At 30.2% G+C, this 20,358-nt stretch carries 13 protein-coding genes; 11 read left to right on the top strand and 2 right to left on the bottom strand.

Going from position 1 to position 20,358, the window contains the following annotated elements; genetic code table 11:
• The first annotated feature begins 125 nt into the window (after nucleotides 1-125).
• From OREMA_RS0101430 to OREMA_RS18110, 4 genes are all read left to right on the top strand, one after another.
• Nucleotides 126-1,469, top strand: a complete 1,344-nt coding sequence (locus OREMA_RS0101430; RefSeq protein ID WP_018247505.1) for a metallophosphoesterase family protein — start codon at nucleotides 126-128, stop codon at nucleotides 1,467-1,469.
• A 1-nt stretch (nucleotide 1,470) separates the two neighbouring features.
• Nucleotides 1,471-4,314, top strand: coding sequence for an ATP-binding protein (locus OREMA_RS0101425; protein ID WP_018247504.1), 2,844 nt, complete (start codon nucleotides 1,471-1,473; stop codon nucleotides 4,312-4,314).
• A 497-nt stretch (nucleotides 4,315-4,811) separates the two neighbouring features.
• Nucleotides 4,812-6,782 (top strand): transketolase, encoded by a 1,971-nt coding sequence (gene tkt, locus OREMA_RS0101420; RefSeq protein WP_018247503.1) that lies wholly within the window; start codon nucleotides 4,812-4,814, stop codon nucleotides 6,780-6,782.
• 408 nt (nucleotides 6,783-7,190) lie between these two features.
• Entirely contained in the window at nucleotides 7,191-8,378 is a 1,188-nt protein-coding gene (locus OREMA_RS18110) for a sensor domain-containing diguanylate cyclase (RefSeq protein ID WP_157279987.1), read from the top strand.
• Nucleotides 8,379-8,473: 95 nt separating this feature from the next.
• Here OREMA_RS18110 and OREMA_RS0101410 read toward each other — a convergent pair whose 3' ends face one another.
• Entirely contained in the window at nucleotides 8,474-9,286 is an 813-nt protein-coding gene (locus OREMA_RS0101410; RefSeq protein ID WP_018247501.1) for a DUF4349 domain-containing protein, read from the bottom strand.
• 580 nt (nucleotides 9,287-9,866) lie between these two features.
• Here OREMA_RS0101410 and OREMA_RS0101400 point away from each other — a divergent pair.
• From OREMA_RS0101400 to OREMA_RS0101370, 7 genes are all read left to right on the top strand, one after another.
• Nucleotides 9,867-11,369 (top strand): glycine betaine uptake BCCT transporter, encoded by a 1,503-nt coding sequence (locus tag OREMA_RS0101400; RefSeq protein WP_018247499.1) that lies wholly within the window; start codon nucleotides 9,867-9,869, stop codon nucleotides 11,367-11,369.
• Between the two features lie 136 nt (nucleotides 11,370-11,505).
• The gene (locus OREMA_RS0101395) at nucleotides 11,506-12,747 is read left to right on the top strand and encodes an aspartate aminotransferase family protein (RefSeq protein WP_018247498.1); all 1,242 of its coding nucleotides are present in this window, start codon (nucleotides 11,506-11,508) and stop codon (nucleotides 12,745-12,747) included.
• A gap of 52 nt (nucleotides 12,748-12,799) precedes the next feature.
• Nucleotides 12,800-13,255, top strand: a complete 456-nt coding sequence (locus OREMA_RS0101390; protein ID WP_018247497.1) for a type II toxin-antitoxin system RatA family toxin — start codon at nucleotides 12,800-12,802, stop codon at nucleotides 13,253-13,255.
• A 317-nt stretch (nucleotides 13,256-13,572) separates the two neighbouring features.
• Entirely contained in the window at nucleotides 13,573-15,264 is a 1,692-nt protein-coding gene (locus OREMA_RS0101385; RefSeq protein ID WP_018247496.1) for a glycoside hydrolase family 13 protein, read from the top strand.
• A 303-nt stretch (nucleotides 15,265-15,567) separates the two neighbouring features.
• Complete coding sequence (gene trkA, locus OREMA_RS0101380) at nucleotides 15,568-16,944, top strand: Trk system potassium transporter TrkA (protein ID WP_018247495.1); 1,377 nt, start codon at nucleotides 15,568-15,570, stop codon at nucleotides 16,942-16,944.
• The gene (locus OREMA_RS0101375; protein WP_018247494.1) at nucleotides 16,941-18,380 is read left to right on the top strand and encodes a TrkH family potassium uptake protein; all 1,440 of its coding nucleotides are present in this window, start codon (nucleotides 16,941-16,943) and stop codon (nucleotides 18,378-18,380) included. The genes trkA and OREMA_RS0101375 overlap by 4 nt, the downstream gene beginning before the upstream one ends.
• A gap of 80 nt (nucleotides 18,381-18,460) precedes the next feature.
• On the top strand, nucleotides 18,461-18,850 hold the full coding sequence (locus tag OREMA_RS0101370; protein ID WP_018247493.1) for a hypothetical protein: 390 nt from the start codon (nucleotides 18,461-18,463) through the stop codon (nucleotides 18,848-18,850).
• A gap of 68 nt (nucleotides 18,851-18,918) precedes the next feature.
• Here OREMA_RS0101370 and hcp read toward each other — a convergent pair whose 3' ends face one another.
• Nucleotides 18,919-20,268 carry a hydroxylamine reductase gene (hcp, locus tag OREMA_RS0101365; RefSeq protein WP_018247492.1) on the bottom strand — a complete coding sequence of 450 codons (1,350 nt, stop codon included), beginning with the start codon at nucleotides 20,266-20,268 and terminating at the stop codon, nucleotides 18,919-18,921.
• Between the last annotated feature and the right edge of the window lie 90 nt (nucleotides 20,269-20,358).

The following is a 20,358-nucleotide window of genomic DNA, read 5'->3' as shown; positions in this document are numbered from 1 at the left end:
GGTATTCTATTATTATTCAAAATTCTTAACTAAAAAAATATTAATTCATATCTCTTTCAATTATAAAGGAGATAATATCTTTATAGACAATTATAGTAATTATCATTGGATATGGGGGGAGCATAGTGATTAAGTTAAAGTTTATTCATGCTGCTGATATTCATTTAGGTAGTTTATTACATCTATCTACTACAGCAGATGATGGTCTTAAGAAAAAATTTAAAGAAGCAATATATAATTCTTTTAGTAAAATAGTTGATCTAGCTATTGAAAATAAAGTTGATTTTATCCTATTAGCAGGTGATATCTATGATCAAGAAGCTAGATCGGTTAAAGCTAATAAATTCTTTAATCGAGAGTGTGAGAGGTTAAATGAGTTCAATATAGATGTTTATATGATTGCAGGTAATCATGATCCATTACCAGATAGGGAAGCTTTTGATCTGCCAGATAATTTATATGTTTTCGCTAGTGATAAAGTGGAAGAGTATAGAATATTGTCTGATAATGATCAAGTTATAGCTAGAATTTTGGGGCAATCCTATGCTAATCAGGCAGAATCAGAAGAGATATACAAGGATTTTATTCCTCAAGATAATTCTAGTTTTAATATAGGAATATTACATACCCAATTAGATCCCTATAATAACAGCTATGTCCCTTGTAGAAAAGATGACTTGATCAAACAGCAAGGAATAGATTACTGGGCTTTAGGGCATATTCATCAATTTAGAATTGTTAATCAAAATAGCCCATGTATTATCTATCCTGGTATACCTCAAGGAAGGGATTTTGGAGAGCAATCCTTAGGCGGAGCTGTATTGGTAGAAGTAGATCATCAAAATAGCATAGACTATAAATTAATTCCTACAGCAAATTTTATTTGGAAGAGAATAGAGGTTAAAATTGATGATGGAATAGAAGGTCCAATAGAAAATTTAGATGATTTGAAAACTTTAATTTTTAATCAGGCAGCTAAACTTATCAAGGGTGATTTAATTGATTCAGAGGATTTAGAGAGTGTCAATGATAATTATTCAAATCAATCTGTTGCTTATATAGTTCAATGGTTGATTGTTGGAAGAGGAACTTTATCTAATATTTTAACTCAGCAAAAAGAAGAGATTATTGAAGAATTATTAATAGAATTGAGGGCTGAATTAAGTAAGTCTCACCCTGTAATCTGGAGTGATTCAATTAGAATTAGAACAAGTCCTCCTTTACCAGACTTTGAATATTTAGAGAAAAATGATGATTTTTTTGCCGATATAGGAGAGGTTATAAGAGAGATTGAAGATAAAGAAGATATACAAAATGAATTAATCGCTGAAATAGGAAATATATGGACTATCGATAATATGAGTAATGATCCTGAAAAATTCAGTTTAGATCAAGATGATTTCAAAGCTATTTTAGAAGGGGCTAGAAATTTAATAGTAGAAGAGGTCTTAAAGAGGAGGGGGGATTAGTTTGCAACTGGAGAGATTATATATAGGGGATTTTGGAATTTTTTCTAATCAACATCTAAATCAATTAGGATCAGATATAGTAGTTATAGGTGGTTTGAATCGTGCTGGAAAGACTACTTTATTAAAGGTCTTACGTTATTTAGCTTATGGAATTCCTCGTAATAAATCTATTCCTCCTGCCAAATCTAAATATATTATTGAGGCTGATTTGAAGTTGGATTCTCAGGCTAGGTATAATCTCAAACTAAATAATTATGCTGAACCAGAGTTGAATGCTATTGGAGATGGAGAAGAATTAAATATTAGAGAAGTCTATAATAATTTAGATCAATTTACTTATCAACAGTTATTTACTATTAGCCTTGATGAGTTAAAACAGATTGATGAGAATAGTAGTAAGATGCAATCTATTTTATTAGGTTCTGGTTTATCAGATGTAGTTTCAGCACAACATATAGTTGAGAAGTTGAATAAAGCAGCTGATGATATTGGTGGAAAAAGAGGAGATCCCAATGTCTATAAATTCAAGCCATATAACTCTCAAATTAGAGAAGGAAAAGAGCTTAAGAAGAAGGCTTCAGAACAGGTTGATTTATATTATAAGAATAAACTAAAGTTAAAAGATATTATGAAGAGGATTGACAAAGGAGAAGAGGAGATAGAATTTACTAAAGCAAAGATTTTATTATTAGATTTGTTGAAGAGTAATTTTAAAGATTATCAAGAATATAAGAAATTAGGCGCAATGCTTAATGAACATCCAGGAAGAAATTTGAATGATAAGTATAGTAGTATTAATTTAAGAGAAGCGATCTCTTTAAAGGATAAATATCTAAAGATAGTAGAGGAGTGTAGAGAAAGAGATCATAGCTTTAATCAGATAGTTGACAGTAATGATATCGAGGCTATCAAGTCAAAATTACTAGAGCTAGAAGAAGAAATAAATTATTATTATGAGCAATTATCTGGAATTGAGCAGAGAGTTAATAATTATCTTGAAACTAAAGAACTATGTCGTAAAGAGGAAGAAGCTCTTTCTTTGCGATTAAATCAATTGAATGAAGAATGGGATGGTAATTTTTCTAAGATAATTGAATTAGAAACTGATAAAATAAGTGAAGATGATCTAAATAATTTAATTTCTCACTCTAAGGAGCTAAATAATAAATATCAAAGATTAGCTGGAGATTTAAAGGATATAAAGACAGATAAAAGATTATTTCAACAGCAGATTCAGCAACTTAATAATGAAGGTTTAGCTAATAATATCAAACCTTATAACTTTACAACTATTACTTTAATAGTATTAGGTTCTATTATAAGTGCTTTTAATTTATGGTTAGGAATAGCTATTATTTTAGTAGGAGCTAGTAGTGTGGGAGTTTACTTATTAATTACAAATTATCATAATAATGCAGAATTAAGTCTAAGTAAAGAAATAGAATTAAATCTAAATAATACAATTGATAAAATTAATATAAAGGAAGGATATTTAGAAGATATAGAAGCTGAGATCTATAATCTAGATTTAGAGTTGGATAAGTATCGAAAGTTATTAAATATCAAAAGAGATGCCTCCTTAGACTTGATTAAAGATTATTTTAGGCAAGTAAAAGAGTTAAAGTATAAAGTTATAGAATGGCAAAATAAGATGAATAATTTAAGAAAGAAGGAATCTGACTTACAATGGGAATTGGGTAAAGCGGTAGAATTATTTGAGGAGTTATGGTCAAAGATTTATAATAGAAGATTAAAGATCAGAAAGATCATAAGCAAGAGTAGATTATTCTGTAGTAGAGTTAAAGATTTAAAGAAGTATTTAGATTTGGCTAAAGAATGTGCTAAAGTCAAATCTGACAAATTAGGAGTAGAAGATCAGATTCAAGATCTTCTAGATTTAGAATTGGATAGTGAAGATTATTTAGAAAGCTTAGAAAGATTTGTTTCTGCTTGTAAAGAATATGAAGATTTTTCAAAGTGTAGTCAACAAAAAGAGCAGTTTAAGTTAAATATATTGGCTACTTTAAGAAGTAATAAAATTAAATTTGCTTTAGAAAAGGTATTCGAAATGGAAGTTGATAATGATAATTTATTAGATCTTTTTGATAATTATTTTAGAGCTTATATTTCAATACAAGAAGTTCAAGAAGATTATGATAAGTATCGAGATAGACTAAGCTCTTTAAAGATGCAAGTTGAAGAATTAAAGAATAATCGCCAGAGTTTAGCAGATAAGTTAAAAGAATTGTCTGCCACTGAGAAGTTAGAAGAAGCTCAATATAAGATAGATCAAGCTCGAGATAAGCTTCAACCTTTAGCTGAAGATTTTGCTATTAATAGAGCAGCAGCTTTTATTTTGAATAAAGTTAGGCAAAATTTTATTAATAGAGCCAAAGATGAATTATTAGAATCCTCTAGTCAAGTATTAAGGGAATTAACTTCTGAAGAATATACGAGGATGCTTCCCCAAGATAAAATAAGTAAGAATGATTTTAAATTAGAGTTAAAGAATGGTGGCTCTCAAAGCTCAACCTCTATTTTGAGTCGTGCTACTAAAGAACAGGTATTCTTAGCTGCAAGATTGAGTAGGATAAAAGATATTAACTCCTCTTTACCAATAATTATTGATGATGCTTTTGTTAATTTTGATACTTATCATTTGTCTAAAACAGTTGAGTTATTAACTGAATTATCAGTGAATAAGCAAATATTTATCTTGACTTGTCATCCACTTTTGATACAATATATAGCTGAGAAGGGTAATAATATTCAGTATTGGAAATTAGAATCTGGTAAGATTAATTTAACTACTAAAGGAGATTTAATAGATTACTTATCAAAATAACCGTAATAATTATTTAGATCTTCTTTCTTATATAGATATCCAATTGTAAAGTAAAATAAATCAAAAACTTTGAAACCACGAATGGTCACGCGCCCTGAAGAAGGACCTTAGAAATTAAAATCCCGCGAAGGGTTGTGTTTTCAAACCCGAAGAAGTGATTTTTGTTTTCTGAGGAAGTACTCTTGGGGTGAATCAATCACTGGCTAGTAGCTGATTATTCTTCGTGTGAATTCAGTTTATATCTGTGGTAAAAAAATTTTGATCTATATCTTTTTATGCAAATAATTAGTTCAATTTATATAGATATAATGACTTTTATTAAATTGAAATAAATTAGTACAATTTGGAGAAACTATGTTATAATAAGACTTAGCTTAAATTCAATATTTTCATAAAATAATTTAGATTTATTAGTAAAAATAAGTATGTTGGTTTTTTGTTCAAATTAAGTTATTTATTACTAGCTAAATTTAAAATAATAGAGGGGGATTTAACTTATGTTGAAGAAGGTTGCTGATGTAATTAGAGGTTTATCAGCAGATGGTGTACAAGAAGCTAATTCTGGTCATCCAGGATTACCATTAGGATGTGCTGATATTGGTGCTGTTCTTTATGGTGAGGTTATGAAATATGACCCTGAGGCACCTAAGTGGGCTGATCGTGACCGTTTTGTTTTATCAGCAGGTCATGGTTCTATGTTAGTTTATTCATTATTACATTTATCAGGATATGATCTAAGTTTAGAGGATTTAAGAAACTTTAGACAATTAGATTCTAAAACTCCTGGACACCCTGAATATGGTCATACAGAAGGTGTAGAAACAACTACTGGTCCATTGGGACAAGGTTTTGCAAATGCTGTTGGGATGGCAATTGCTGAAAAAATGATGGCAGAAAGATATAATACTGAAGAAGATAAGATTGTTGATCACTATACATATACATTAACTGGTGATGGAGGTATGATGGAAGGTATCGTATATGAAGCTGCCTCTTTAGCTGGACACTTAGGATTGGGCAAATTAATTGCTATTTATGATGATAATGATATTTCTATTGGTGGTAGTACTGATATTACCTTTACAGAAGATGTACCTGCTCGTTTTAGAGCTCAGGGATGGCATGTTGTTGATGGAGTAGATGGTCATGATTTTGAATCTATTAAAGCTGCTATTGACGAGGGTAAGCAGACAACAGATAAACCAACTTTAATTGTTGCTAAGACTGCTATTGGTTTTGGTGCTCCAACGATGGAAGGTTTAAGTGCTGCTCATGGATCTCCTTTAGGAGAAGAAGAGATTAAAGGTATGAAAGAGAAATTAGGACTACCTGTTGATGAGAAATTCTATGTATCTGATGAAGTAAAAGAATTCTTTGCTCAAAGAAGATCTGAGCTTAAAAAAGAGAGAAAAGCCTGGGAAGACAAGTTTAATAAATGGGCAGAAGCTAATCCAGAATTGAAGAAGTCTTGGGATCAGGCAGATAGTCTAGAGCTTCCTAGTAACTTTAGAAAAATGATCGAAGAGTTAGAGATAGATGCTCCAATTGCAAGTAGAAGTTCCTCTGGAGCTGCTTTAACTAAGATTGTTGATGAAGTAGATTATTTAGTTGGAGGTTCTGCTGATTTAGCTCCATCTAACAAAACATATCAAGATAAATATGGAGAAATCCAAAAGGGAGAATTTTCAGGACGTAATTTCCGTTTTGGAGTAAGAGAGCATGCTATGGCAGCTATTGCTAATGGAATCTCTTTACATGGTGGATTAAGACCATATGTAGCTACTTTCTTAGTATTCTCTGATTATATGAGAAATGCTATTAGAATGTCTGCATTGATGAATCAACCAGTTGTTTATGTTTTAACTCATGATTCGGTATATGTTGGAGAAGATGGTCCAACTCATCAACCAGTTGAACATACTGAGTCTTTAAGGTTAATTCCTAACTTAACTGTACTTAGACCTGCTGATGAAGAAGAGACTAAAGCTGCTTGGGTTCAAGCTATGGAAAGAACTGATGGACCAACAGTTCTAATCTTAACTCGTCAAAATCTTCCTCATATTGAGAAGAATAATGCTGCTGATATCTATAAAGGTGGTTATGTAGTTAAAGGTCCTCAAGATGCTGATGTAGTATTGATTGCAAGTGGTAGTGAGCTTTCTTTAGCAGTAGAGACAGCAGAATTGTTAGGACAAGAAGATAAGAGTGTAAGAATAGTATCTGTACCTGAAAGAAGATTATTTACTGCTCAAGGTCAAGATTATATTAATGAAGTTTTAGGTTCTAAAGATTCTTTAAGAGTAGCAATGGAGATTGGTGTAGGACAAGGTTGGTACCAATTCTTGCGTGAAGGTGATCATTTAGTAAGTATAGATACTTTTGGAGCAAGTGGTCCAGGTGCAGAAGTTGCTGATAAATTTGGATTTACTGCTAAAAAGGTTGCAAAAGAGATTATTAACAAATTATAATATAAAAAAATAACTATATATTAAAAGAGGTCAACTTTAAAGTTGACCTCTTTTGTTTTTTTAAGTATTATAACTTCTATCATTTTATAAGAAGATTAACTAAATAAGTTGAATTTATTTTAAATTATAATTAAATCATAGAAAAGTAACTAGGTTAAAAAATAAAACAAGAAGATTAAAAAAGGACTTTTTTGTGTAAGTATAGAATTAATATATTTGTTAACTTAAATATTATTTTAATTTGTTGATTAATAATGTAGACCTTCGCATAAGATTATAAATATACATAAGTAGAAGTGATTTTAATAATATAAAGAGGAGGGGATTATAGTTAACGCTTTAAAAAATTCATCATTTAATTCTACTAATAGAAGTAATAGTTATGAGACTAACAGTGTTTTTAGTAAATTGTTGATAATAATGGTTATATCAACAATTATCACTATATCCTTAATTGGGATCTTTTCTTATTCAATATTTAAAGGAAGATTACTAGATGTTTCTAATAAACAATTAAATATCATTTCTAGAGAAGCAACTGTAAAAATCTATGATGTGGCGATAAGTTCTATAGAGAATGAAAGAATAGATAAGCTTGATGAAACAACTATCTTATTGCGTAATCTTGATAAATTTCAAACAATATTAAATTATACAGAAAAAGATGTCTTTCTTCCTTTAAATTTTAAGGGGAGCATATATTTAACAGATAGCAATGGAGAAGTTATCTTGCATAGTAATAGTAAAGAAGAAGGGAAAGATTATTCTAAAAAGGAATATTTCAAAAGAATTTTAGCAGATAAGAGAAATAAGATAATGCATCGGGAAAATGAAAAGGATATAAGGGGAATGTTAGCTAAGGTAGCAACTAGTGGATATGGAGAATATGTAAAAGATGATAAAGAGTATATTTTCAACTATAGTAAGGTTGCTTCCTTAGGTTGGATAGTTGTACTAGAAGCAGAAAAGGGGATTATTTATAAAGGGGCTCATAAAATAGGCTTAATAGTATTTAGCTTTGGTGGATTTGCTGTTTTAATCGTGACGCTAATTGCTATTGTAATTTATAAAAAATTATATAAACAGGAAGAAAAGTTACATAAGTTCGCTACTTTTGACTCATTAACAGGTGTATTTAATAGAAGGACGGGGCTTAAACTCTTAGAAGAGCAATATAATTTTTGTAAAGAGAATAATTATAAATTAAGTATTTGTTTTATAGATATAGATGGATTAAAGACGGTAAATGATAAATATGGTCACAAAGAAGGGGATAGACTAATAACTTTAGTTAGTGATATCTTAAAAGAGAATTTACGGGAGAAAGATATCATCTGTAGAATGGGTGGAGATGAATTTTTGCTTATTTTCCCACAATGTAATTTGAGGCAATCTATTAATATTTGGTCAAGAATTGAATCTGAATTTAGAAAGACAAATAATGAGTTAGATACGCCATATAAACTTGCTGCAAGTCACGGCTTTGTGGAGTATAGTCAAAGTAAGGATTTATCTTTGGAAGAGTTAATAGAATTAGCAGACAATAAGATGTATAAAGATAAAGAAATGAATAAGAAGGATAGGTTAGATTATTAATATATTGTCTCCAAAAGTATCACTAAAAATAAATAAGGTTAAGAATTTATATTAAAGATAATAAAAAGGATGGAGATTAATCTCCATCCTTTTTATTATCTTTTTTTGATTATTCTATAAACTAGATAGCTAATTATACTTAAAATTAATAGCCATGGAATTAGTCCACCTATTAAGATGATAATTAGATTAATATTATGAATGAAGTTTCTAAGAGACTCTTTAAAACTATTTAAAATCCCCCAATTAGAATTATTGTCAATAATAGGTTCTGGTTGACTGACTTTTAATCTAATTGTAGCTAAATTGATTTGATTATCATAGTATTTGAGTGTTCCTTCCATCTGTTCAATACTAGTTCTCACTCTATTTAATTCTCGTTCTATTTCTAAGATGTCTTTAACATTTTTAGCTTGATTTAATAGATCTAAATATCTTTTTTCTTGTGCTTTAAAATTCTTTAATCTTGCTTCAAGGTCTATATATTCTTTTGTAATATCTCGACTGTTTAGTTCTTCTTCAACTAATTTACCTAGATTTGATAATTCTACCAAAGCTGTTTCAAATTCATTTTCAGGAATTCTTAAGGTAAAGTTATATGTTTTTTGATTGTTATGTCCATTCCATTTGTGAGAGTTAGCGATAAAGCCTTGGTGAGATTTTATTATTTGATTAACTTTCTTTGAAATATTTGATAAATTTTTAAGTTCTAAGCGTAAATTAGCATTTTTGATTATCTTTCTCTCTATAGTAGAAGTTTCAGTTTTGGTAGTATTCAATACTTTAGCTTCTTCTTTCCCAAAGCTTTTTGTAGAAGTATCATAGCTTAATGAACTTCTGGGTTGTATTGCTTTTGAAGCAGTTTCTTTACTGTTATAGGATAATCCACATGAAGTTGTAATTAACATCATGAATAATATAAGTAATAAACTATAGAATTTTGATTTAATAAGATCACTTCCTTGTATTATAATATTTTATTATCTATAAATATCTTACTAAAAAAATGATTTAAAGACAAGGATTAAGCCTTTACTATTAAATTTAATTTTGAGCATAATTGGATTAATTTAGTTTTTTTCATAAAATACAAAATTTAATAAAATATTCACAAGTGATATAGATATCTAGGTCTAAAGTGAAATAAAAACAGAAGAATTATTAGCCACAAATAAAATATAAATTCAAAAAATAATAAGAGATCATGTATCTTTGCGAAGAATCTTAAAAGCTAAATTACGTGGAGGGTCTATCTTTTGCAACCCAAAGGTATATTTGTATTTAGATTTTATTCTAAAATTGGATTAGTATATCTAACTAGATTAAAAGAATCTTTTCTTAGCTTAAATAAATTTATATTGTTTTCTAAGTTTGAGTAAACTACTTTATGTGAACAGATAAAGTAGTTTAATAAAATTTTACTTTATATTGAGTAATTTTAATAAAAATATATAATAGTTAGTTCTATTTGTTATAGGAGGTATTAAGATGAAACAGAGTATAAGAAAAGAAGATAATAATGTTTTTTATATTTCTTTAATAATAACATTTATAGTAGTAATATGGGGAATATTTGATCCAGGAGGTTTTGCTAATGTTACAAGTAGTGTATTTGAGTTTTTAGTTAGTAAATTTGGATGGTTTTATCTTTTGTCTATGTTTATTTTTGTAATTTTTGCGATAGGGATAGCTTTTAGCAAATATGGTAGGATAAAACTTGGATCTGATGATTCCAAACCAGAGTATAGTAATATTTCTTGGTTTGCAATGTTATTTAGCGCAGGAATGGGAATAGGTTTAGTTTTTTGGGGTGTAGCAGAGCCTTTAAACCACTTTATTAATCCTCAGGGATTAGAGGGAGGAATCCCGGTAGCTGCAAATTTTGCTATAAAGACCTCCTTTTTTCATTGGGGATTACATCCTTGGTCAAATTATAGTATTTTGGCTTTGGCTTTGGCTTATTTTCAATTTAGAAAGAATAGACCTGGCTTAGTAAGTAGTGTTTTTATACCTTTATTAGGTAAAAATGCCTCAAAGGGAATTATTGGTCATTCTATAGATGTTTTAGCTGTTGTAGCAACAGTAGCAGGAGTTGCTACATCTTTGGGCTTAGGAACTTTACAGATTAATAGTGGACTAAATTATTTATTTGGACTTCCAACAACCACTATAGTCCAGATAATTATTATAACTACTGTTACAATTTTATTTATGCTATCAGCTGTAACTGGTCTAGATAAAGGAATTAAAATATTATCTAATACAAATTTAATGATAGCTATAGTTCTTTTAGTTTTAGCAATGATTTTAGGGCCAACAGTTAAGATTTTTAAATCTTTTACTAGTGGGTTAGGGGCTTATCTAAATGAATTTATTAAAAAAAGTTTAGAGATTAGGCCATATAGAAGCAATCAATGGTTAGGTGATTGGACCATCTTTTACTGGGCTTGGTGGATTGCTTGGGCTCCTTTTGTTGGTACATTTATAGCTAGAATTTCACAGGGAAGAAGAATAAAAGAGTTCTTATTAGGAGTAACTATAGTCCCTAGCTTAGGATCTTTTGTTTGGTTTGCTACTTTTGGTACTTTGGGTATTGATTTGGGACCTAAGATTGCACAAAAAGCAATTGAAACAACAGAAACAGCTTTTTTTGTGGTAATGAATCATTATCCATTAGGGAATGTAATTTCTTTTGTAGCAGTAATTTTATTATGTACTTTTTTTGTAACCTCAGCTGATTCCGCGACTTTTGTTTTGGGAATGATGTCATCCAATGGAGTCTTATATCCTACAACTAGGCGGAAAGTGATTTGGGGGATTATTCAATCTTTACTTGCTTTATCATTAATGTTAGCTGGGGGGTTAAAGACTTTGCAAATAGCTTCTATTGCAGCAGCGTTTCCCTTTGCTATAGTAATGGTGATAGCTTGTTTTTCTTTATTAAAAGCTCTTAGAAATGATAAATTTATTAAAAAATTAAAGAATAAATAAACAAAGTAGTAGCATATGCTACTACTTTGTTTATTTATATACCTTAGCAATATTGCTTATAAAAAATATTTCGATATGTGTATAAAATAAAAATTAAAATCACATAATATGCTGTAATGGGAAAAGGAGGTATACTATGAATCAAGTGGTAGAAGAAACTATTAATAATTATAAAGATCATGTTAATTCAGGAATGTCAAGATTATTTAAATTTCTAGGTTTAGACACTTTAGAGTGGAAAGCAGAAGGAACAAGGGTTAAGGATATAAATGGTAAAGAGTATATCGATTGTTTGGGAGGGTATGGAACTTTTGCCTTAGGTCATCGGCCTCAAGAGGTAATTGAAGCAGTAAAAGAACAATTAGATTTAATGCCTTTATCATCAAAAATATTACTCAATCAACCTTTAGGGCAATTATCAAAAAAATTAGCAGAGATAACTCCAGGTCGATTACAATATTCTTTTATCTGTAATAGTGGTACAGAAGCAGTTGAAGGGGCTTTGAAATTAGCTAGGATGTCTACTAGCAAAACTAAGATTATTGCAGCGGTAAATTCTTTTCATGGCAAATCATTAGGTTCTTTAAGTGTAACAGGTAGAGATGTATTCAGAAAGCCTTTTAAACCTCTATTACCTGATGTTAAGCATGTTATTTTTGGAGATTTATCTGACTTAGCTAATAATATAGATCATGATACTGCAGCAGTTATCTTAGAAGCAATTCAAGGTGAAGGTGGAATTATTGTCCCGCCAAAAGACTATTTAGCTGGAGTAAGAGAGATTTGCAATAAGTATGGAGCATTACTAATTTTAGATGAAATTCAAACTGGATTAGGTAGAACTGGGAAGATGTTTGCTTGTGAGCATTATAATGTAACACCAGATATTTTGACTACTGCCAAGGCTTTAGGTGGAGGTGTGATGCCAGTTGGTGCTTTTGTAGCAACTCCTGAAGTTTGGGAAGTCTTTAATGAAGATCCTTTTATACATACATCTACCTTTGGCGGTAATCAATTGGCTTGTCGAGCTGCAATTGCTACATTAAATACTATACAAGAAAAGAAGTTGGTGGAGAGGTCTGCAAGTTTAGGGAAGTATTTGCTTGATAGATTAACTCAAACTTCTAAAAGATATTCTCAAATTATCAGTCAAGTACGAGGTAAAGGGTTGATGATAGGAATACAATTTCAGCATGAAAGCTATGGTGGAATGCTGATTTCAGAATTAGCTGATGCAGGAATTTTAGCTGCGTATACTCTCAATCAACAGAAGGTAATTAGATTAGAACCACCATTGATTATTACAAAAGAGGAGTTAGATCAAGTTATTGATATTTTAGAAAGATCACTAGAGAAGATTGTAGAATTAGCAAGCTAGTTACTAAGAATAAATTAACTGTTGAAATCTAAAATAAAAGGAGTGAAGTATTATGCCTTATATAGAAGAAAGTATAGAAGTTAATGGCAAAGTAGATAGGGTATATAAGTTAGTTAAGGATATGGAATCCTATCCTAATTTCATGCCAGATGTTTTGAGAGTTGAAGTAATAGAAAGAGATAAAAATACAACAATTACCAATTGGGTTACTAATATTGATGGTAGAAAGATCTGCTGGACAGAAAGAGATTACTTTAATGATGATGAGTATCAGATTATATATAAACAGATAAGTGGAGATTTGAAGAAATTTGATGGAGAGTGGAATTTAGAAAGAAGCTCAAAAGGAATTAAGATCACTTTAACAGTAGATTTTGAGTTTGGAATTCCAATGTTAGCTCCTCTTTTAAATCCTATTTTGAAGAAAAAGGTTAGAGCTAATAGTAAAAAGATGTTAGAAGCAGTTAAGGAAAAAGTAGAGGAAGAAATAGGTGAACAGTGCTCATGAAATTTGACTGTTTAGTATCTTCTAATCTAAAGTAAATATCTAATTATAAAGGCTTTCTTAGCTAGTATAAATATTTCTGATTAGAGAAGTAATATACTAGTTTAAGAAAGTTTTTTTATCTTTAAGTTCTTAAAACTTTTTTGACGCTGATTTTCACTGATTAAGTTCTGATTTAAAATTTTAATAATTTTGGTTCTTTAAATTTTGAACTTAGATTTTTATGTGATATTATTTGATATGATCTAGGGCTATTATAAATTTATTAAAATATCTTTATTAAAAAAGCAAGTTAAATTATTAAAATAGGAGGAATTAATATGGAAGGTAAATGGTGGAAAGAAGCAGTGATTTATCAGATATATCCAAGAAGTTTTAATGATTCTAATGGCGATGGTATTGGTGATATCAAAGGTATTACAGAAAAGTTAGATTATCTAAGTGATCTGGGGGTTGATGTAATTTGGCTCTCCCCAATTTATAAATCTCCAAATGATGATAATGGTTATGATATTAGCGATTATCAAGCTATTATGGATGAGTTTGGAACAATGGAAGACTTTGATAAAATGTTAGAAGAGGCTCATCAAAGGAATATTAAAATTATGATGGATTTAGTTGTAAATCACTCTAGTGATGAACATGCTTGGTTTATAGAATCTCGCTCTTCACAGGATAATCCTAAGCGTGATTATTATATTTGGAAAGCTGGCAAAGATAATGGTAAAGCTCCAACAAACTGGGGAGCAGCTTTTGGAGGTTCTGCTTGGGAGTATGATCAAAATACTGATGAATATTATCTTCATCTATTTAGCAAAAAGCAACCTGATCTCAATTGGGAAAATCCACGCTTAAGACGAGAAATATATGATATGATGAGCTGGTGGTTAGATAAAGGTGTAGATGGTTTCAGAATGGATGTTATTAACTTTATCTCTAAAGACCCTGCTTACCATGATGGTAAGGTTCAAAAAGGATCCAAATATGGTGATGGAAGCCCTTATTATTTAAATGGTCCTAAAGTTCATAATTATTTACAGGAAATGAACAAAGAAGTACTAGCAAAGTATGACACAATTACAGTAGGAGAGATGCCTGGGGTAAATGTTGAAGAAGGAAAGCTCTATACAGGAGAGCATCGTCATGAATTAAATATGGTCTTTCACTTTGAACATGTATCCTTAGGTGATGGGAAGTATGGAAAGTGGGATCCAGGAGAGTGGAGTTTAACAGAGTTAAAGAGGATATTTACTAAGTGGCAAAAGGGACTAGAAGAAGATGGCTGGAACTCTTTATATTGGAGTAACCATGATCAGCCAAGGGCAATTTCTCGCTTTGGAAATGATAGTGAGAAGTATCGTATTATCTCTGGGAAAATGCTTGCTACCTGTTTACATATGATGCAAGGATGTCCTTATATTTATCAGGGCGAAGAGATAGGAATGACAAATGTATCTTTTGCTTCGATCGATGAGTATAGAGATATTGAAACTATAAATGCTTACCATAGCTTTGTTGAAGAGGAGCAGATATTAACTCATGATCAGATGATGGATGCTATTCATAAGAGAAGCCGTGATAATGCTCGGACTCCAGTACAATGGAGTGAGAATAGTTATGCAGGCTTTAGTGATGTTGAACCTTGGATTGATGTAAATTCCAATTATAAAGAGATAAATGTTAAGAAGGCATTACAGAATCCTGATTCTATCTTTTACTATTACAAAAGATTAATTAAACTTAGAAAAGAATACCCAATTATTGTTTATGGTAGTTATGATTTATTATTAGAAGATCATGAACAGATTTATGCTTATACTAGAAATTTTGGCAATCAGCAATTACTAATTATACTTAATTTCTCTGAAGAGGAAGTAGAGTTTAAATTACCAAGTAAAATAAACTTTACTCAACAAGAATTATTAATCAGCAATTATGATGTTAAAGTTTCTGAATCTATTAAAAGCTTAGTATTAAGACCCTATGAAGCCAGAGTTTATCTTTTAAAATAAAGGGTTAATTATATTAATAATATAAATTCATCGATATTAAACAAAGAATTATAACTGTAATCTGTTTTAAGATGCTGGAATATTAGTTCTTCAACTCTAATTTTTTTCTTGCTAATAATTTTTAGTAATGAGATGAGAAATTTGGAATTTAATTAAATTATATATTATAAATTTAAAGTAGTCTGTACAATTATTCCTTAATAAAACTCTACCTATTTTTAGGTGGAGTTTTATTTTGGTTATTTTAAGTCTTGTGATTGCATAAATTGATATTAGTAATGATTTAAGAAAGGATAGATTATTATGAAAGAGGTAGTAAGTAAGATTAAAAAAGTAACTACTGGCTTTACTACTTCCACAAAGCAAACAATTATAGTAGGAGGAAATGAAGCAAGCATACAACTAGCTGAACGTTTAATTAAGAGTAATCAGGATATAGTAATAATTGAAGAGAATGATATTTCCAGAAAGAATATAGAAGAGAAGATTGATGTTCTAACTATAAAGGGCAAGGGGACTGATATAAATACTTTAAGAAAGGCAGGAGCTACTAATACTAACTTATTAATCGCGATTACTGACAATGATTATGAGAATTTGTTAACTGGAATTTATGCTAAACAATTAGGAGTAGATAATGTAGTTATTCAAGTTAAAGAGGAAATAAATTTAAACTATAATCTTCAACAGCAAGAGTTTAATATTAATCTAATTGTAAACCCTTTTTCTAAAGTAGTAAAAAAAGTTAAGGGAATAATTAAGCCTGGAGTAGAATTAGAGCTTGATAATTATTTAGATAAGCGGGTGCAAATATCTAAATTTAAAGTTTCCCATCAAAGTAGCTTTGCTTATAATAGTATTGATAAAGTAAATTTACCTAAAAATTCATTAATACTAGCGATTTTAAGAAAAGGTAGAGTAATTATTCCTAAGGGCAGAGATAAAATTTATCCAGGCGATAATCTATTTATTATTTGTCATAAAGGATTTAAAGAGAAGATATCTCAATTGATAAATTCTCATCATGAAGATAATGGGAAGATTGTTTTAGTAGGAGGAGGTGAAATAAATTATCAATTGGCTAAACAATTTTCTAAAATTTCTACGGTAACAATTATTGAAGAAGATAGAGAAAAATGTGAAGAGATTGCTGATAATTTAAGTAATATATTGGTCTTAGAGGGAAGGGGAACAGATATAGAGCTATTAAAAGAAGAAGGAGTTGCTAAAGCTGATGCTTTTATAGCGACTACTACTAGTGATGAAAGCAATCTTTTAATGGCTAAGCTGGCTAAAAGCTTAGGAGTTAAAAACTCAATTGCTATAGTAACAGATATTAGCTATACATACTTAGTAGATTTTTTAGATATAGATTATATTATCAGTCCTTCTGCTATAACAGTAGATTCAATTCTAGATTATTTTTATCAAGGACAAGTTAAAGGAGAGACAATCTTTGAAGGACAGGTAAATATAGTTGAAATTAAGATTAATAAGTCAACAATAATTAAGGATTTATCCTTAGCATCTGATATTATAATTGCTCTAATTAAAAGAGACAACAATGTAATTATTCCTAATGGAGCAAGTAAATTAAGAAGAGGTGATAAGGTATTAGTTTTATCCTTAACCGTGAAAGGTGACATTAGAGGTTATTTTAATCAGGAGGCACGTAAATGAGGCTAAAGATAGTTTTTAATATGTTAGGAACATTATTAATCTTTATTGGAGTTAGTATGTTAGTTCCTATTTTTGTAGCATTATACTATAAAGAAGTAGATGGAATAGCATTTATAGTTGCTATGGGCTTTACTATTATTATTGGAAAAATCCTAGTTAGAGTAACTGAAAGTAATGAACAACTAAGGCATAGAGAAGGTTTTGCTGTAGTAACCTTAGGTTGGATAGCAATCTCAATTTTTGGAGCAATTCCTTTTATGCTAGCAGGAGTTTTTAATAATTTTATTGATGCCTTTTTTGAGAGTGTGAGTGGATTTACTACTACTGGTGCAACTGTAATTATGTCCTTAGAAAGTTTATCACATACTATTTTATTTTGGCGAAGCTGGATGCATTGGCTTGGGGGGATGGGGATACTTGTAATGTCAATTGCTATCTTACCAGAGTTAGCAGGATCAATGCAGTTATTTAAGGCAGAAGCTCCAGGTCCTGTTCACGAAAGGTTGAAGCCTAGAATTAGGGAAACAGCTAAAACCTTATGGGGAGTTTATTTGGTAATTACCCTTGTACAAATAATATTATTAGTTATTAATGAGATGCCTTTATTTGATGCATTAATTCATTCCTTTGGAACAATTTCAACAGGAGGATTTTCTTCTCGGACTTTAAGTGTTAGGGCTTATGATAGTGTTATTATTGATATAATCATGTCAGTTTTTATGTTCTTAGCTGGTGTTAATTTAACTTTACATTATCAATTCTTGACAGGAAATATAAAGGCTTTATTTAAAGATAAAGAGTTGAAGTTTTATACATTTATAGTTTTAACTTCAATTATATTGATCACAATTAATTTAAGGTTACAAGTTTATAAAGATATCTTTGAATCATTAAATTATGCAGCTTTTCAGGTGACATCAATTATTAGTACAGCAGGATTTGCTACAGTAGATTATGATATTTGGCCACCTTTTTCTCGGGGGATACTATTAATTCTAATGTTTATTGGTGGTTGTGCAGGATCTACTGCAGGAGGTATCAAAGTAATTAGAATTTATGCTTTGATGAAAAAAGGTTTCCAAGAGTTATATAAATTGATTCATCCACGAGCAGTAACCTCTTTAAAGATAGGTAATAGGGCTGTTTCTGAAGAAGTTTCTACAAGTATTTTAGGATTCTTCTTTTTATATATTATTGTATTTGTTATATCAACTATAGTCTTAACTTCTTTTGGTATCGATTTAATCAGTTCTATCTCTGCAGTAGCAGCAACTTTAGGTAATATAGGTCCAGGACTAGGGTTAATTGGACCTCTTAATACCTATGTTCCTTTACCTATGGTCTGTAAATTGTTGTTGAGTTTCTGTATGATTTTAGGAAGGTTAGAGATCTATACCGTTTTAGTATTTTTGTTATCAGGTTTTTGGAGAAAATAATTTTATTAACACTTTTCTCTCTGCTAAATAGAATAGTATATAAAGAAAATTACTATTGAAATGAGATAAGGAGGGATAAAGTGGAGAATAAGCATGGGAGTCTCTTCCCGCTATTAAGAAGAATTAGAAAAGATATTGATTCTAAAAAAAATTCAGAAGATAATAATTTGGCAGAGATTGAAGAGAATAAAAGTAATGCTGTTGATAATAAGTTTTTATCAATTAAAATTAGTGAACAAGATATAGAAATTTTTAACTTTAATCTACCATTAAAATTTGTTGAATTATTTAATCAATTTCAAGAATTTATTACCTCTGGTGAACTTTCTGATGTTAAAGCTAAATATGGCATAGATATTGGACAGATTATGAAGCAGGTTGTTGATGAAAAATTAACTATAGATAATAATAAGATAATAGATAGATATAATGAAGATACAGGTATCAGAGTTGAAGTTTATATTGCATAAAAAATCCCCTAGTGATCACTAGGGGATTTTAGCTGTTATATATATTTAATAAGGGAGTTCAATATATATTATCCTAACATTTTCTTTAGATCTTCTTCAACAGTACTAATGGTTTGTAAGTTGAATGTATCTTGTAGTACTTTAACTACATTTTCACTCATGAATTCTGGTACACTTGGTCCTACATAAATATCTTGGATTCCTAAGTTGAATAATCCAAGTAAGATAGCTACAGCTTTTTGCTCAAACCAAGATAATACAATACTTAATGGTAAATCATTAACCTCACAATCGAAGGCTTCAGCTAAGGCAAGAGCAATCTTAACTGTAGAACCAGAGTTATTACATTGACCTAGATCAATATATCTAGGGATATTAGTTCCTGGTACAGTTCCATAATCTACATCATTAAATCTAAACTTACCACAAGAAGTAGTGATTAATACACAGTCTTTTGGTAAGGAAGTTGCTAATTCTCGATAGTAATCTCTACCTTTAGTTGGAGCATCACAACCAGCAATTACGAAGAATCTTTGGATCTTTCCTTCTTTAACTGCTTCAATAATTTCAGGTGCGATACCTAAAACAGTTTGGTGATGGAAACCAGTTGTTAATGTTTCATCACTTTCAATATTAGCTACAGGTAATTCTAATGCTTTTTGAATAAGTGGTCCAAAGTCATCATTTTCAATCTTTTTAGCTCCTTCTAAGCCAGCAGTTCCATAAGTGAAGAATTTATCTCCATAGTCACCTCTAATTGGCATTAGACAGTTAGTTGTTCCTAAGATTGCTCCTGGGAATTCAGCAAATAGCTTACGCTGATCATACCATGCTTTACCAACATTACCTTTTAAGTGATCATATTTATTTAATGCTGGGTAACCGTGAGCTGGTAGCATTTCAGAATGAGTATAAATATTAATTCCCTTTCCTTCAGTCTGCTTCAATAGCTCTTCTAGTGCATATAGGTTATGTCCAGTTACGACAATACTATGTCCTTCAATTTTATTTTGACTTACTTCAACTGGGCTAGGAACTCCTAAGCTATCTGTATGAGCCTGATCTAATAGGTCCATAACTCTAGTAGTAGCTTCTCCAACCTTCATAGCCATAGCAATATGTTCTTCTAAGTTAAAGTTAGAGTTAGTTAATGTAGTATATAAGGCCTCATGAGTAATATTATTTACTTCATCATCACTATATCCTAATTCTCTAGCATGAGTAGCATAAGCTGCTACACCTTTTAGTCCAAAGATGATAATATCTTGTAAGCTAGCGATATCAGGATTTTTACCACAAACTCCAAACTTTGTACATCCTCCTGTAGGTGTCTGTTCACATTGATAACAGAACATATCACAATTATCTTTTACTATTTTAGTTTCATTCTTGTTTTTGTTTCCAAACAATCCAAACATAAAAAATTATTCCTCCTTATGATTAATTAAAATTAATTCTTTTTCTATATAAATCATATCCTATTACTGCTATTGCTTCTGTGAGGTAAG

This window comes from Orenia marismortui DSM 5156 (assembly GCF_000379025.1).
GTDB classification, from domain to species: Bacteria; Bacillota; Halanaerobiia; order Halobacteroidales; family Halobacteroidaceae; genus Orenia; species Orenia marismortui.
The sequence above is the reverse complement of the archived record's forward strand: the minus strand, read 5'-3'. Positions and strand labels throughout refer to the sequence as shown.

What these genes read in the sequence shown, in the direction of transcription:
- OREMA_RS0101410 (WP_018247501.1), bottom strand. Translation starts at nt 9,286, where the DNA reads ATGTTAATTACAACTTCATGTGGATTATCCTATAACAGTAAAGAAACT.
- OREMA_RS0101390 (WP_018247497.1), top strand. Translation starts at nt 12,800, where the DNA reads ATGCCTTATATAGAAGAAAGTATAGAAGTTAATGGCAAAGTAGATAGG.
- OREMA_RS0101400 (WP_018247499.1), top strand. Translation starts at nt 9,867, where the DNA reads ATGAAACAGAGTATAAGAAAAGAAGATAATAATGTTTTTTATATTTCT.
- trkA (WP_018247495.1), top strand. Translation starts at nt 15,568, where the DNA reads ATGAAAGAGGTAGTAAGTAAGATTAAAAAAGTAACTACTGGCTTTACT.
- OREMA_RS0101395 (WP_018247498.1), top strand. Translation starts at nt 11,506, where the DNA reads ATGAATCAAGTGGTAGAAGAAACTATTAATAATTATAAAGATCATGTT.
- hcp (WP_018247492.1), bottom strand. Translation starts at nt 20,268, where the DNA reads ATGTTTGGATTGTTTGGAAACAAAAACAAGAATGAAACTAAAATAGTA.
- tkt (WP_018247503.1), top strand. Translation starts at nt 4,812, where the DNA reads ATGTTGAAGAAGGTTGCTGATGTAATTAGAGGTTTATCAGCAGATGGT.
- OREMA_RS0101375 (WP_018247494.1), top strand. Translation starts at nt 16,941, where the DNA reads ATGAGGCTAAAGATAGTTTTTAATATGTTAGGAACATTATTAATCTTT.
- OREMA_RS0101385 (WP_018247496.1), top strand. Translation starts at nt 13,573, where the DNA reads ATGGAAGGTAAATGGTGGAAAGAAGCAGTGATTTATCAGATATATCCA.